Here is a 13496-nt window from a genome sequence, read left to right as displayed (position 1 = left end):
GAAGAGGAGGCCGCATGGCCCTGATCCGTTCCTGGGTGGAAAGCGCGAATGCGCCCGACGGCCCGTTTCCGCTTAACAACCTGCCCTGCGGGGTGTTCAGCCTTGCTGATGAGGAGCCGCGCTGCGGTGTCGCCATCGGCGAGACGATCTTGGACGTGTCGGGGCTGGAGGCCGAGGGGCTTCTGGCGCTGGACGGCGGGCCCTATCTGGACGTTCCGTTCTGGAACGAGGTAATGGCCGCCGGTCCCGCCGTCTGGGCGGCGCTGCGGGCGCGCCTGCAGGAGCTGCTGACCGAAGGCTCGGCCGCGCGGGCCGAGGTCGAGCCGCATCTGGTGCCGATGGCCGGGGCGCGGCTACATCTTCCGTTCCTGGTTTCGGAATACACCGATTTCTATGCCGGCAAGCACCATGCCATGAACGTGGGCACCATGTTCCGCGGCGCCGAGAATGCGCTGCCGCCGAACTGGCTGCACATTCCGATCGGGTATAACGGGCGGGCTTCCTCCGTCGTGGTCTCGGGTACCGAGGTGCGGCGGCCCTGGGGTCAGCTGAAGGGGCCAGATGATGCGGCGCCGCGCTTCGCACCCTCGGCCCGGTTCGACATCGAGCTGGAGATGGGGGCCGTGGTCGGCCTGCCGTCGGAACACGGACGGCCGGTGACGGTGGAAACTGCTGACGAGATGATCTTTGGCTATGTGCTGCTCAACGACTGGTCGGCGCGCGACATCCAGGCCTGGGAATACCAGCCGCTGGGTCCGTTCCAGGCCAAGGCCACGGCCACGACGATCTCGCCCTGGATCGTGATGAAGGCCGCGCTGGAGCCGTTCCGCGTTTCAACGCCCGAGCGCGAACGTCCGCTGCTGCCCTATCTGCACGAGCCGCGCCCGATGCTGTATGACATCGCGCTGGAGGTAGGCCTGACGCCCGAGGGTGGGCGCGAGACGGTCATCAGCCGCACCAACTATGCCGAGATGTATTATTCGGCAGCCCAGCAGCTGGCGCATCACACGACCTCGGGCTGTGCGATGACTGCGGGCGATCTGCTGGGGTCGGGCACGATCTCGGGGCCGACGAAGGACAGCCGGGGCAGCCTGCTGGAGATCAGTTGGGGCGGCAAGGAACCCTTCGAGGTGGACGGCGGCACGCGCAGCTTCATCGCCGACAATGACACGCTGGTGCTTCGCGGGGCGGCGAAGGGCGATGGCTACACCATCGGCTTTGGCGACTGCGTGGGCAAGGTGATCCCGGCGCTGGAAGATCCCTACGCCGGCTGATCGGGCGTCTTTAGAACGCCGCGCGCGATCTGGTCGCGCTCGATACTTTCGAAGAGGACACGGAAGTTGCCCTCTCCGAAGCCATCATCGCCCTTGCGCTGGATGAACTCGAAGAAGATCGGGCCGATCACGGTTTTCGAGAAGATCTGCAGCAATATCCGCGTCTCGCCGCCATCGACGACGCCTTCGCCGTCGATCAGGATGCCGTGCCGGGCCATGCGGTCGACGGGCTCGGTATGGGCTTTCACGCGGTCAAAAGACATCTCGTAATAGGACATCGGGGGTTTCGGCATGAACTCGAGGCCCGCGGCGGCGATCGCATCAGTGGCGGCATAGATGTCGTCGGCGCCGACCGCGATGTGCTGGATCCCCTCGCCCTTGTAGCGGCGCAGGTATTCGACGATCTGGCCGGTCTCGCCGCGATCCTCGTTGATCGGGATGCGGATGCGGCCGCAGGGAGAGGTCAGGGCGCGGCTGTAAAGCCCGGTATACTTGCCCTCGATATCGAAGAAGCGGATCTGGCGAAAATTGAAGAGGCGCTGGTAGAAGCCGAACCACTTGTCCATGTTTCCCTTGTGGACGTTGTGGGTCAGGTGGTCGAGGTAGTGGAACCCCACGCCCCTGGGCTTGGGCGGGGCGACAAGGTCGAAGTTGTCATAGGGGTTGGCGTCTTGGCCGTAGCGGTCGGTGAAATAGACCAGCGACCCGCCGATGCCGCGGATCGCGGGCCAGTCGAAGGTCTTGCCGGGGTCCTCGACGGGTTCCGCGCCGTTCAGCACGGCATGGTCCAGCGCGTGGCGGGCATCGACCATGCGCCAGCCCATCGCGGGGGCGCAGGGGCCGTGTTCGGCGGCAAAGGCATGGGCTAGGCTGCCCGGATCGTCGTTCAGCACATAGGTGATGTCGCCCTGCTGCCAAAGCTCGATCGCCCGGGTCCGGTGGCGAGCGGTCAGCGCATAGCCCATGCGGGTGAACAGCTGGCGCAGCTTGTACGGCTCGGGATGGGCGAATTCGACGAACTCGAACCCATCGGTGCCGGTCGGATTGGCGTCGGAAATCGTGGCGCGGGGTGCGTCATGTGGAAAGGGGCCCATGGTCTCCTCCTGTCAGTGCGCGACGGAAGTATCTCATGGAATGGGCCGGGGAGGGGCCGCACATCTGCGTGACGGGTCCCGGGCAGGGCTGCCCGGGACGGGATTTCAGGCGGCCGCGGCGGTCTGGCCGATGATGTAGCCGAAGGTCAGCGCCGGCCCAAGCGTGATGCCCGGTCCCGGATAGGCCCCCGACATGATCGAGTTGATGTCGTTGCCGCAAGCGAAGAGCCCGTCGATCACCGCACCGTCGCGGTTCTTGACCCGACCCTTGGCGGTGATGTCGAGCCCCATCGAGGTGCCGATATCGCCGGGGAAGATCTCGATCGCGTAGAACGGGCCCTGTAGCGGGCGCAGGCAGGGGTTCGGCTTGTGCTCGCCATCGCCCAGATAGCGCTGATAGCTGGTCGAGCCCTTGGCGAAGGCTGCATCCTGGCCACGCGCGGCGCCTTCGTTGAAGGTCTGGATCGTCTGGCGCAGGGCATCGGGCGTGATGCCGCATTGCCGGGCCAGCCCCTCGACCGTCGCGTCGCGCTTGAGGTAGCCGCTGGCGATGTGCCGGTCGATCCGCGCGGGGAAGGCGTGGGCCGCGCCCAGGCCATAGCGGCGGATCGCGGTATGGTCGGCGATCAGCCAGGCCGATCGCTGGCCCTCGTCCAGCAGCTTGCCGATCAGCCCCTGCACGAAGTCGTGGTAGCTGGAGGCCTCGTTCACGAAGCGTGCCCCGTCATGGCCGACTGCGATCACGCCGGGTTTGGCGCGGTCGAGGAACAGGTGCGGGAAGGGCCGCATCGAGCCATCGGCATTACGCAAAAGCGACACCGGCGTCCAGAAGCCACCGTTGGAGTTGCTGTCGACAAAGGCCGCGCCGATTGCCTCGGCCGCCGAGATTGCGCCGCCGGTGCCGGTGGCGGGCGACATCGAATAGTGCGACAGGCCGCGTTTGACATGATCAAAGGTCTGCGCGCGCCGGGCGGCATCTTGCGGATAGCCGCCCGCGGCCAGAACGACGCCGCGCGTGGCGGTGATCTGGCGCAGGCCCTTCGGCCCCTTGACCTCTGCCCCGATGACGCGGCCGGTGTCATCCTGCAGCAGGCGGATCAGTTCGTGCCCCGTACATAGCGGGATGTTCAGCGACAGCGCCGTCTTGGCTAAACGCCCCGACACGGCGGCGCCCATCACCAGACGGGTGTTGCGCCCCCAGGTCAGCCGGTCGCGCAGATAGCGCATCACCACGCCGGTGGCATAGGTGAAGGACTTGGCCGAACGGGTCATCCGCAGGAAGTGGTAGATGTCCGGCCGGCCCAGCGGCATGCCGCCAAGGATGGTGAAATCCTGAATCGGCGGGCGCATCCGGTAAAGGTCCGCCCCCAGCTCGCGGCCGTCGAAGTCATGGGCGTCGAGCGCCCGGCCCCCCTCGGTCGCGCCTTCGGCGTCCGAGTGGTAGTCGGGCGACACGGCCCGATGCGACATCTTCAGCGCGGTCTTTTCGTGGAAGAAGCCGATCGCCTCGGGTCCCTTGTCGAGGAAGGCATCGACCAGTTCGGCGTTGAACAGGTTGCCCGCTTCGGATTGCAGATAGCGGTGGGCGGCATCGCGGCTGTCGGCCATGCCGGCGGCAGCGGCGATCGGATTGCCCGGCACCCAGATCGCGCCCCCCGACACGGCGGTCGAGCCGCCGAAGAAGTCGGATTTCTCGATGATGACCGGGTTCAGGCCGTTGTGTTTCGCCGCGATGGCGGCCGCCATGCCGGCCGCGCCGGACCCCACCACCAGCAGATCGCAGGTTGCTGGCAGATCAGGAACGACGGGATCACGCATGGATCGGCTCTTCGCGCGGATAGCGGCCCATCGCCCAACCGCCGTCGACGGCAAGGATCTGGCCGGTGATGAACGAGGCCTCGTCCGAGGCAAGGAACCGCACGGCGCGCGCGACATCCTCGGGCTGACCCGCGCGGCGCAGGGGGGCGCCGTCGATCATCTGGTGGCGGCGCCAGGCCTCGGTGCGGATACGTTCGGCGGTCAGGGGTGTTTCGATCAGGCCAGGGGCGACGGCGTTCACGCGGATGCCGTTCGGGCCGAAATCGGTGGCCATCTGCCGCGTCAGCCCGATCACCGCCGCCTTCGAGGTCGAATAGCCACAGGAATTCAACGCGCCGATCTCGCCGAAGATCGAGGCGGTATTGACGATCGCACCACCGCCGGTCTTCATCATCCGGCCCACCGCCCAACGCGACAGGCGGAACAGGCCCAGCACGTTCACGTCGAAATAGCGAATGAAATCCTCGTCAGTGGTGTCCAGCGCATGGGCGCCGCGCGCGATGCCCGCATTGTTGCACAGGATGTCCAGTCGCAGCCCGGCTTCGTCCAGCGCAGCCGAGAGACGGTCGGTCAGAGCGGTGTCGGTGACGTCACCCAGGACTGCGGTTACGGCAGAACGCGCGGCCAGGGCCTCAATGCCGGCGGGCTCGCGGTCGACCGCGATGACATGGGCGCCGGCGGCCAGCAATGCCTCGGTGATGGCATAGCCGATGCCCTGACCAGCGCCGGTGACGATCGCGGTGCGGCCCGCCAAAGTGGAAAGTTCAAGTGACATGGATATCTCCTCAGAATGCAGCGGTGCCGCCGACAGAGCGGCCGCCGTCGACGATCAGGATCTGCCCGGTGACGTATTCGGCCAGCGGGCTGGCGAAGAAGGCTGCGGCATGGGCGATATGTTCGGGCTTGCCCAGCTTGCCGCTGGGTTGCTGCACGCGAAGTCCCTCGAGCCCTTCGGCGCGTTCCAGCAGCATGTCGGTCACGATCACACCGGGCGCGATCGCGTTCACGGTGATCTGCTTTTCCGCCAGTTCCAGCGCGAGCGCCTTGGTAAAGCCGGCGACGCCCGCCTTCGAGGCGACGTAATGGGCATAGTTGCGCGCCCCAAAGGCCGCGCGCGAGGCGAGGTTGATGATCCGCCCGCCCTCGGGCAGGACGCGGGCGGCCTGCTGGCACATGGTGAACATGGCGACCAGGTTGATTTCGTACATCTTGCGGAAATCGTCGGCGGTCAGTTCGTCGAAGGCGCGGGTGTTGAAGATGCCGGCGTTGTTGACCAGCACGCGCAGGTTTTCCGCCCCGTTGATCAGCGCCTGCGTTGCGGCGGCGTCGGTGATGTCGAGCACGACGGCGCGGGTCTTGTGGCCTGCTGCCTCAAGCTGGCGAACCGTCTCTGCGGCGCCTTCGGCCGCGCGATCGGCGACGATGATCGCAAACCCCTCTGCGGCAAGGCGATGGGCGATGGCGCGGCCAATTCCGGATCCTGCGCCGGTAACGATGGCGGTTTCAGCCTCGAGGCTCGACATTCTGCTTCGCTTTCCTTGGAATGATGGCATTTCATACCCCGTAGGTCGCATCGGGGCAGGGTATTGGGCTGCCGCTCAATTTCGATGTCAGATTGAACGACGTCGTCATGGTCTGGAGGCGGCATGCGCCTCCAGACATTTCGTTCAGATCACAGCCCGTAGGTATTCTCGTCGATCTTTGAGAAGATTTCTGCGTGGATCAATTGGGTCAGCGCATCCACGTCGTTACGATCCACCCCGGACAGCAGCTTGGACCATTTGTCCTGCAGCGCGAGATATTCCTGCGCCACATCGGTGGGATCAGCGACATTACGTTCGGTCTGGGTCCGCTTGGGGAACGTTTCGATCAGGCTATCCCGGAATGTCTCGATGGAATCGAGCAGGCTCTGATCCGGTTCGTTGAAGGCAACGCCGCGGGCCTTGGTCTTTTCGAGCGCTTCATTTACCGCAGCTTCGTATTCCATCTGCGTCAGCGCCAGCGCCTTGGCTGTCACATCAAGGATCTGACGGCGTGCTTCGGGGCCGATCTGGCTCCAGAAATCCTGGTTGTAGACATAGCTCATGCCAAGCGAAGTGCCGGCTTCGAGCATGGTGAGCGATTTGGCGACCTCGGCGATCATCGGACCGTTTTCGAGGTTTGTCGCATCGCCCAGAGTGCAATCGATCGAGCCGCGTTCCAAGCCGGAATAGATATCGGTGCTGGGCACGGACACCGGAACGGCACCGAGCGAGCTGATCCATTCATTCTGTGCGGTGCCGGCGGTGCGGATCTTCTTGCCCTTGATTTCTTCGACAGATGTGATGTCGGTCATGCAAGCGAAAAGATACGTCGGGGTCGAATAGGCGCCCAGAACCACGGTGCCGTGCTGCGCGTATTCATCCTGAAAGCGCTTGTTCGTCATAGCGATTTCCGTCAGCGCCAGCGAAGTGGCCATCGGGTCCAGGGCCGCGAAGGCGAAGTCGTTGATCATGCCGGACAGGGGCAGCTCGGACGGGGTATAGGCTGCGGCCACAAGACCGATCTGTGCTACGCCATCGCCAACGCCGCTCAGCGTGGTCTTTGCGGGCACGAGAGACCCCGAGGTGTAGAGTTCGAAATCGACCCCCTCGCTGGTGGCCGCCTTGATGTCTTCAAGGTAGGGCACATAGCCGTAAGCGGTAAGAATGTGGCTGGGCTCCAGCCAAGTCGTGGCTTGGTAGGTTTCCGCATTGGCGGCCGCGGCGAACGCGAAAACCGATGCTGCAGCAAACAGGCACTTTTTCATGGTCTCTCTCCCTTGATGACCTGGTGAAGCTGGGGCTGCCCGGCCGATCGGACAGCTTAAAATCGGGGGCTGCGGGGTCAGCTCTGCATTAGCCCCGGAAGCCATAGTGTGATGATCGGGAACATCAGAAGGATGGCGAGCGTCACAAGATCACTGACGACGAACCAGCTGGCACCCTTGAAGATTTCACTCAACCGGATCTCATTGCCCATGGCAGATTTGATGACGAAAACATTCATCCCCATCGGCGGGGTCACGAGCCCAATCTCTAGCAGTTTGACCACGATGATGCCGAACCAGATCAGGTTCACATCATGCGCGACCAGAAGTGGCCCGAGCACGGGAAGACATAGCAGCATGATCGAGATTGTCTCGAGGAAGGCCCCCAGCACGATGAAGAGGATGCAGATGAACATCAGAACCTGCCATGTCTCGAACCCGTCAAAGGCGCCAATGATCCAGTTCGGGATAGTGGCAAGACCCACGAACCGCGCGAACAAGGCCGCACCCAGCATCACAACGAAGATTTCGGCTGTGGCTGCTGCTGTTTCGATCAGGGATTTCCTGATGAGTGAAAATGTCACCCGCCGACGGACGAGTGCCAGAGCGAAGGCAAAGAAGGCCCCAGCCGCACCTGCCTCGGTCGCGGTCACTATGCCCGCGAAGATACCTCCCATAACGCAGATGATCAGCACCGGGAGCGGCCAGGCATCCGCGATCAGGCGAAGCTTTTCTTCACGGCTGACCGTGACGCGCACCCGCGGTGCAAGTTGAGGATCAAGGACCGCGCGCACGGTGATCAGGCCGATGAAGACTGCAGCTGTCAGCAGGCCGGGGATGATGCCCGCGATGAACAGCGAATTGATCGGCGTGTTCAGAAGCAAGCCAAATACGATCATCAGCACCGAAGGCGGGATCAACGCGCCCAACGTTCCGGCTGCGGCGACGCTACCGGTGGCTAGGCCTTTGTTGTAACCCGCTTGCAGCATTTCGGGGATGGCGATGCGCGAAAATGCGGCAGAGGTGGCGACCGAAGACCCCGAGGCCGAGGCGAAGAGTGCGGAGGCCACGACTGTCGAGGAAGCCAGCCCACCCGGCAACCAGGCCAAGAGCACTCGTGCCGCGCCGAAAAGCCCTTTGGTCAAGCCCGCCTCGACGGCGATGAACCCCATGAGCAGGAACATCGGGATTGCCGAAAGGTTCCAGTCGCCGATGAGGTTGAACGGCACAGCCTTCACGATGCCGACAGCGGGCTTCCATCCCATCATCGCCCAGATGCCGACAAAGGCGGTGCTGCCCATGGCTGCGCCAATCGGCACACGAATGCCGATCAGGCCCAGAAGAATTGCGATCCCGATAAAGCCGATCTCGATGCGTTCCATGGTGCGCTCCTCAGAGACCGTGTGAATATTCGTGGTCGTCGCCGTTCAGTGCGCGATCGCCGCCGAAAATCTTGATGACCAGAATGATGCAGGCGATGGCAAGGCCGATCGGCAACATGAATTTCGCGGGCCAGATCGTGACGCGCCAAAGCCCGTCGACCGTTTCGTTCACCCTGTAGGCGCGCATTGCCACGTCGAGCGAGAACCACCCGAAACCAAGGTAGAACAGAAGCGTCACGATCTGGCCAACCTTGCGCATCATCTTTTGTACGGCCAGACCGACCTTGTCATAGATAAGGTCAACAGAAATGGCCGATCCGCGCGCCTCGATATAGGCAAGCGAAAGGAAAACGCAGGAGATCATATAATAGTTGGCTACAACTTCGGCGGTGCTGGGCACGGGTTTGTTCAGGAAATACTTGCCGGCAACGTCCGCCATCACGTGCAGCATCATCAACGCCGCTGAAATTCCGGCAATAACGCCGAGAGCCTTCGTCAGATATCTTATTCCACGCATTCCTTCCCCCCTTTCCAAGCAGCAAATCTCCCAGCTTGCAGCTTGGCCTTATTGCATGCGATAGCCACCGTTCACGTCGATCACGGAACCGGTGATATAGGAAGCGTCCGGCCCGAGCAGGAAGCTGACTGCGCCGGCTACATCCTGTGGCGTCCCGATCCGGTTCAACGGAATGTTGACTGCGACGCTGGCGTCATTGTCCCGCGGCAGAGACTGCCTTAGCATCGGCGCATCGATCAGACCCGGAGCAACCGCGTTTACGGTAATGCCCAGGGGCGCGGCCTCACGCGCCCCTGCCTTGATAAGCGCCATGACCGCCCCTTTCGACGCGATGTAGGCCGAACTGGACCGATAGCCGCCCAACTGCGCGGCCACTGATGAAAACCCCACGAAACGACCATTTTCGATCGGGCGGCGTGACGCACCCCGCAGATATTCCCGCAACAACAGGAAGGTGCCGGTCGAATTTACACTTTGGGTTAGGTTCCAGTCGGCCAAAGAAATCTCTGCCAAGGGCGGGCGATCGCCATTCGCGGCAAATAGCAGGATGCCTGCAGCGGCAACGACGTGATCAATGGGCGCGCCAAGGCTTTCGGCTTCTCTAAAAGCTGCGATGACTGCGCCTTCATCGGCCACGTTCAGGGAAATCGCTCGATGGCCTGCGCCGGGCAGATCATTGGCGATGCGTGCTGCAGCCTCTTGAGAAAGGTCCGCTGCAAGGATACGGAAGCCGTCCTGCGATAGGCGTCGGCACACAATTTCTCCGATGCCGCCGGCGGAGCCGGTGACAAGCACGATTCCAGTCATTTCCGAAGTTCTCCCTCTTCGTTGTTATTGCAATGAACACAATTCATTATCTAATGCAAAAAGAATTTGCATCTTATCGTCATTTTGTATCCATTAAGGCAAATTCGGAAGATCGAGGGGATCTTGGGCGAACCGCATACAAGCACTGAACTCGCGACCGCGCGCCTGCGTGAGGCGATCCTGAGTGGCGAACTGCCGCCGGGGGAAAAGCTTCATCAGGACCGCCTTGCTGAACTTCTGGGTATTTCCCGGACTCCGCTGCGCGCAGCGCTGACAACCCTGGCTCAGACCGGGCTTGTGTCCTACGAGAGCAACCGTGGGTTCTTCGTTCGCGAATTCTCGTTCTCAGAAGTGACGGCCGCCTTCGAGGTGCGCGCAGAGCTGGAAGCGATGGCGTGTCGTCTGGCTGCCGCAAACATGACCGAAGAGGCCAACCGCCATCTTTCCGAACTCGTGGCCGAAGGCGACCTCTTATTGGCGCCGGGTGTGTTGCTGGCCGAGAACCTGGGCGATTATCGTCGCATGAACGTTGAGTTCCACTCGACAGTTATGAAGCTTTCGGGAAACCCTTGGATCAATACCTTTGTGCACAGTCTGCATAATGTGCCGGCTGCTTCTGACCGGGTGATCATGTGGCACAATTTCAAGGTGATCGAGCGGTCGCATGATGATCATCACCGTATCGCGCGCGCGCTGTCCAACGGGCAGGGGGAGCGGGCCGCAGCAATCATGCGTGAACATATCCTTTATGCAATGGAGCTTTTAAAGTTGCAGCTGAAGCTCTATCCGCAGGATTTCCTGCGGATGCCAATCCCCGACAAACCCCTGAAGGGCCGCAGGCCCGCCCGCAACCGGAGACTGACCGAATGACCATCCGCCTATTTTTCTCGCCCGCTTCGCCCTATGTGCGCAAGGTGATGGTGGCCGCCCACGAACGAGGGCTTGCTGATCAGGTCGAGAAACTTCCCTCTGCCGCCTGGCCGGTGAAGCGCGATCCCGAAATCGTGCGCCACAATTCCACCGGCAAGGTGCCCTGTGCGGTGCTAGCCGATGACACGCCTCTGTTCGACAGCCGCGTGATCACCGCCTGGCTCGATGCACGAGGCCTCGCAGGAGATTCTCTCTATCCGCAGGATGATCGCCGCTTTGCCGTGCTGACGCTTGAGGCACTTGCCGATTCTATGCTGGATGCTGCGTTGCTGCACCGCTACGAGTGTGTCCTGCGGCCCGAAGACAAGCGTTGGGAAGATTGGGCTCGGGGTCAGATGGAAAAGATTGATTCCGGCCTCGACGATCTGGAAGGGCGCTGGTTCGCTTTGCTGTCTGATGGGTTCCATGCGGGGGCGGTCGCGGTTGCCTGCACGCTGGGGTATCTGGATTTCCGGTTTTCCGAGAAGGATTGGCGCAGCACGCATCCGAAACTTGCGGCTTGGTTTGGAAGTATTTCTGAACGACCGTCGATGGTGGCAACGGCACCTGCTGCCTGATCGTCTCGTGAACGCCACTGGAAATAGGGCCGGCCCTGCTGAGCGTGGGGCTGGTCGCCGCGCCAAACTCATCTGCACAAGGGCCTCCTGATTCCGGCATTTGCCCCTTGGTACAGTTGCTTCCAGAAAGGGATACGCATGTCGAAACTCTTCTCATCGGTTACACTGGGAGAAGTGACGCTCGCCAATCGCGTCATGATTTCTCCGATGTGCCAGTATTCGGCCATAGATGGCGTCGCGCAGGCCTGGCATCGGGTCCAGTATGGGCGACTGGCGATGGGCGGTGCGGGCTTGGTCATGGTCGAGATGACCCTTGTTTCCCCAGAAGGCATGGGCACTGCCGGGGATCTTGGCTTGTGGAACGACGAACAGGAAGCAGCCCTTGCGGAAGTGGCTGCAACGATCCGCAAGCTCGGTGCGAAACCTGCTATTCAGCTTGGCCATACCGGTCGAAAGGGGGCGACGCAGAGGCCCTGGCATGGCGGAATGCCCCTGTCTGCAGTTGATCTTGAGGTGCGGGGTGAACAGCCGTGGCCGATCGTAGCACCCTCGGCCATACCTATGTCGGCCGATCGGGTGACGCCGCGCGCACTTAGCCTTGAGGATATTGATCGGATTAGACGCGATTTCGTGCAGGCCGCAAGGCGTGCCCTTCGGGCGGGTTTCGACGTGATCGAAATCCATGCCGCGCATGGCTATCTGCTGCATCAGTTCGTCTCGCCCATCTCCAATCACAGGGCGGATGAATACGGCGGCGATCTTGCCCGGCGCATTCGGCTTCCGGTTGAGATCACCCAGGAGATAAAGGCCCTCATGGGGCGGAAGAATGCTCTGTTCGTGCGAATGTCAGTCACGGACGGCGTGGCAGAAGGTCACGGAGTGCCCGAGTCCGTCACCTTTGCCCAAGCATTGAAGGCCGCTGGGGCGGACGTGATCGATTGTTCCAGTGGCGGGTTGATAGGAACGGCCAGCAACAGCCGCAGCGCCCGCAGTCGCGGATTCCAGGTGCCGCTGGCGCGGGCGATCCGCGAAGGTGCAGATGTGTCGACCGTCGCGGTGGGTCTGATCCTTGATGGTCCTCAGGCAGAAGCCGTGCTCAAAGACGGATCAGCCGACCTGATCGCTGTCGGTCGGTCGGCACTTGATGATCCGAACTGGCCACTGCACGCGCGCCAGACGATCGATGGCCCTGGATTTGAGCACTGGCCGCCGCAGTCAGGGTGGTGGCTGGAGCGTCGGGCCGCGCTGCTCAGCAGCACGCAGAGGGGGATGTCTCCCCTTGAATAGTTCAGGTGACCCAATGCCGAACACCAGCATGTTTTTTTCGGAGCCGGAACCGGTCCGGGCGCAATGCGCGCCCGTGGCTGCGGGTGTGCGCAGGATCGTTGCCAACAACCCGGGCAAGATGACCTACCACGGCACGAACAGCTACCTCGTCGAGACCGCGGACGGCGTGGTGGTCATCGACCCCGGTCCGGTCGAAGACCGCGCCCAATTCGAGGCGATCCTTGGGAACCTGGGCAGCAGAGCGGCGGGCATCCTTGTCACGCATCATCATTCCGATCATTTTGGGATGGCGCCTGCGCTGCGCGAACGGACCGGTCTGCCGATCCATGTCTCAAGCGTGTTTCCCGACGACGCGTTTGAGCCGGACGGGGTTCTGGAGGACGGGCAGGTGATCTTCGGGTTGACCGTCCTGCACACGCCCGGTCATGCCTGCGACCATCTGTGCTTCGCGAGACCCGATGGCGTGCTGTTCTCGGGCGATCATGTCATGAGCTGGAACAGTTCGATCGTCAGCCCGCCGGATGGCAACATGCACGATTACTGCACGCAGCTCAGCAGATTGATAGACCGGGCCGACAGGGTTTACCTGCCAGGTCACGGCCCGGCGATCACCGACCCGCGGCCTTACGTCGAACGTCTGCTGGCCAATCGGATGCGGCGCGAGGCGGAGATCCTGGCGCATCTGACCAACACCGCGGATTCGATCCCACAGATCGCCGCGTCGGTCTACCGCAAGACCGATCCGCACATTGCGAAAGCCGCCGAACGCAATGTTGCGGCGCATCTGGAAAAGCTTCTGTCAGAGGGCCGGGTCGCAAGGGATGGAGAGACCTGGCGCATCCTTTGATGACATAATGTATCCTACACGTTAAGAGCGTGTAGGTGGGGCCACGGTAGCGGCGGGATAGGCCTGCTGCGGGCGGAGTAAAATCCTGCCACTTTTCCCTTCTTGCGGCGGCAGGGAGGGCTGGCCTGCTACCGGTTTCGTGGACAGCAGGTTAAGCTAGCATAGCGCGTGCCTCGAACTCCATGGGGCTGATGT

13 protein-coding genes are annotated in these 13496 nt (G+C 62.5%); 5 read left to right on the top strand and 8 right to left on the bottom strand.

The window, feature by feature from the left end:
• Nucleotides 1-14 precede the first annotated feature (14 nt).
• A complete protein-coding gene (gene fahA, locus MXB90_RS15060) occupies nucleotides 15-1274 on the top strand; it encodes a fumarylacetoacetase (RefSeq protein WP_250046226.1) in 1260 nt (419 codons plus the stop codon).
• Here fahA and hppD read toward each other — a convergent pair.
• The 8 genes from hppD to MXB90_RS15020 form a co-directional block, all read right to left on the bottom strand.
• A complete protein-coding gene (gene hppD / locus MXB90_RS15055) occupies nucleotides 1262-2368 on the bottom strand; it encodes a 4-hydroxyphenylpyruvate dioxygenase (protein ID WP_250046224.1) in 1107 nt (368 codons plus the stop codon). The two genes, fahA and hppD, sit on opposite strands and share 13 nt — an antisense overlap.
• A 105-nt stretch (nucleotides 2369-2473) precedes the next feature.
• Nucleotides 2474-4186, bottom strand: a complete 1713-nt coding sequence (locus tag MXB90_RS15050) for an FAD-dependent oxidoreductase (protein WP_250046223.1) — start codon at nucleotides 4184-4186, stop codon at nucleotides 2474-2476.
• Nucleotides 4179-4961 carry an SDR family NAD(P)-dependent oxidoreductase gene (locus MXB90_RS15045; RefSeq protein WP_250046222.1) on the bottom strand — a complete coding sequence of 261 codons (783 nt, stop codon included), beginning with the start codon at nucleotides 4959-4961 and terminating at the stop codon, nucleotides 4179-4181. The genes MXB90_RS15050 and MXB90_RS15045 overlap by 8 nt, the downstream gene beginning before the upstream one ends.
• A 10-nt stretch (nucleotides 4962-4971) precedes the next feature.
• Nucleotides 4972-5709: an SDR family NAD(P)-dependent oxidoreductase gene (locus MXB90_RS15040; RefSeq protein ID WP_250046221.1), complete on the bottom strand. Its 738-nt coding sequence runs from the start codon at nucleotides 5707-5709 to the stop codon at nucleotides 4972-4974.
• 149 nt (nucleotides 5710-5858) lie between these two features.
• Nucleotides 5859-6974: a C4-dicarboxylate TRAP transporter substrate-binding protein gene (locus MXB90_RS15035; RefSeq protein WP_250046220.1), complete on the bottom strand. Its 1116-nt coding sequence runs from the start codon at nucleotides 6972-6974 to the stop codon at nucleotides 5859-5861.
• 77 nt (nucleotides 6975-7051) lie between these two features.
• A complete protein-coding gene (locus MXB90_RS15030) occupies nucleotides 7052-8356 on the bottom strand; it encodes a TRAP transporter large permease (protein WP_250046219.1) in 1305 nt (434 codons plus the stop codon).
• Between the two features lie 10 nt (nucleotides 8357-8366).
• On the bottom strand, nucleotides 8367-8810 hold the full coding sequence (locus MXB90_RS15025; RefSeq protein WP_250046217.1) for a TRAP transporter small permease subunit: 444 nt from the start codon (nucleotides 8808-8810) through the stop codon (nucleotides 8367-8369).
• A gap of 111 nt (nucleotides 8811-8921) precedes the next feature.
• Nucleotides 8922-9680, bottom strand: coding sequence for an SDR family NAD(P)-dependent oxidoreductase (locus MXB90_RS15020; RefSeq protein WP_250046216.1), 759 nt, complete (start codon nucleotides 9678-9680; stop codon nucleotides 8922-8924).
• Between the two features lie 66 nt (nucleotides 9681-9746).
• On the opposite strand from MXB90_RS15020, the gene MXB90_RS15015 reads away from it, so the two are divergent.
• The 4 genes from MXB90_RS15015 (at nucleotide 9747) to MXB90_RS15000 (ending at nucleotide 13301) form a co-directional block, all read left to right on the top strand.
• Nucleotides 9747-10550 carry a GntR family transcriptional regulator gene (locus MXB90_RS15015; protein WP_250046214.1) on the top strand — a complete coding sequence of 268 codons (804 nt, stop codon included), beginning with the start codon at nucleotides 9747-9749 and terminating at the stop codon, nucleotides 10548-10550.
• Nucleotides 10547-11167 carry a glutathione S-transferase gene (locus tag MXB90_RS15010; RefSeq protein ID WP_250046212.1) on the top strand — a complete coding sequence of 207 codons (621 nt, stop codon included), beginning with the start codon at nucleotides 10547-10549 and terminating at the stop codon, nucleotides 11165-11167. The genes MXB90_RS15015 and MXB90_RS15010 overlap by 4 nt, the downstream gene beginning before the upstream one ends.
• Before the next feature lie 138 nt (nucleotides 11168-11305).
• Nucleotides 11306-12454, top strand: coding sequence for an NADH:flavin oxidoreductase/NADH oxidase (locus MXB90_RS15005; RefSeq protein WP_250046211.1), 1149 nt, complete (start codon nucleotides 11306-11308; stop codon nucleotides 12452-12454).
• Nucleotides 12455-12482: 28 nt separating this feature from the next.
• On the top strand, nucleotides 12483-13301 hold the full coding sequence (locus MXB90_RS15000; protein ID WP_250046209.1) for an MBL fold metallo-hydrolase: 819 nt from the start codon (nucleotides 12483-12485) through the stop codon (nucleotides 13299-13301).
• The last annotated feature ends 195 nt before the right edge of the window (nucleotides 13302-13496 follow it).

The organism is Phaeovulum molybdatiresistens (genome assembly GCF_023544865.1).
Classification (GTDB): Bacteria; Pseudomonadota; Alphaproteobacteria; order Rhodobacterales; family Rhodobacteraceae; genus Pontitalea.
The sequence above is the reverse complement of the archived record's forward strand: the minus strand, read 5'-3'. Positions and strand labels throughout refer to the sequence as shown.

Coding starts and splice junctions, on each gene's coding strand:
- MXB90_RS15050 (WP_250046223.1), bottom strand. CDS start 4,186: ATGCGTGATCCCGTCGTTCCTGATCTGCCAGCAACCTGCGATCTGCTG.
- MXB90_RS15025 (WP_250046217.1), bottom strand. CDS start 8,810: ATGATGCTGCACGTGATGGCGGACGTTGCCGGCAAGTATTTCCTGAAC.
- fahA (WP_250046226.1), top strand. CDS start 15: ATGGCCCTGATCCGTTCCTGGGTGGAAAGCGCGAATGCGCCCGACGGC.
- MXB90_RS15000 (WP_250046209.1), top strand. CDS start 12,483: ATGTTTTTTTCGGAGCCGGAACCGGTCCGGGCGCAATGCGCGCCCGTG.
- MXB90_RS15040 (WP_250046221.1), bottom strand. CDS start 5,709: ATGTCGAGCCTCGAGGCTGAAACCGCCATCGTTACCGGCGCAGGATCC.
- MXB90_RS15035 (WP_250046220.1), bottom strand. CDS start 6,974: ATGAAAAAGTGCCTGTTTGCTGCAGCATCGGTTTTCGCGTTCGCCGCG.
- hppD (WP_250046224.1), bottom strand. CDS start 2,368: ATGGGCCCCTTTCCACATGACGCACCCCGCGCCACGATTTCCGACGCC.
- MXB90_RS15005 (WP_250046211.1), top strand. CDS start 11,306: ATGTCGAAACTCTTCTCATCGGTTACACTGGGAGAAGTGACGCTCGCC.
- MXB90_RS15030 (WP_250046219.1), bottom strand. CDS start 8,356: ATGGAACGCATCGAGATCGGCTTTATCGGGATCGCAATTCTTCTGGGC.
- MXB90_RS15010 (WP_250046212.1), top strand. CDS start 10,547: ATGACCATCCGCCTATTTTTCTCGCCCGCTTCGCCCTATGTGCGCAAG.
- MXB90_RS15045 (WP_250046222.1), bottom strand. CDS start 4,961: ATGTCACTTGAACTTTCCACTTTGGCGGGCCGCACCGCGATCGTCACC.
- MXB90_RS15020 (WP_250046216.1), bottom strand. CDS start 9,680: ATGACTGGAATCGTGCTTGTCACCGGCTCCGCCGGCGGCATCGGAGAA.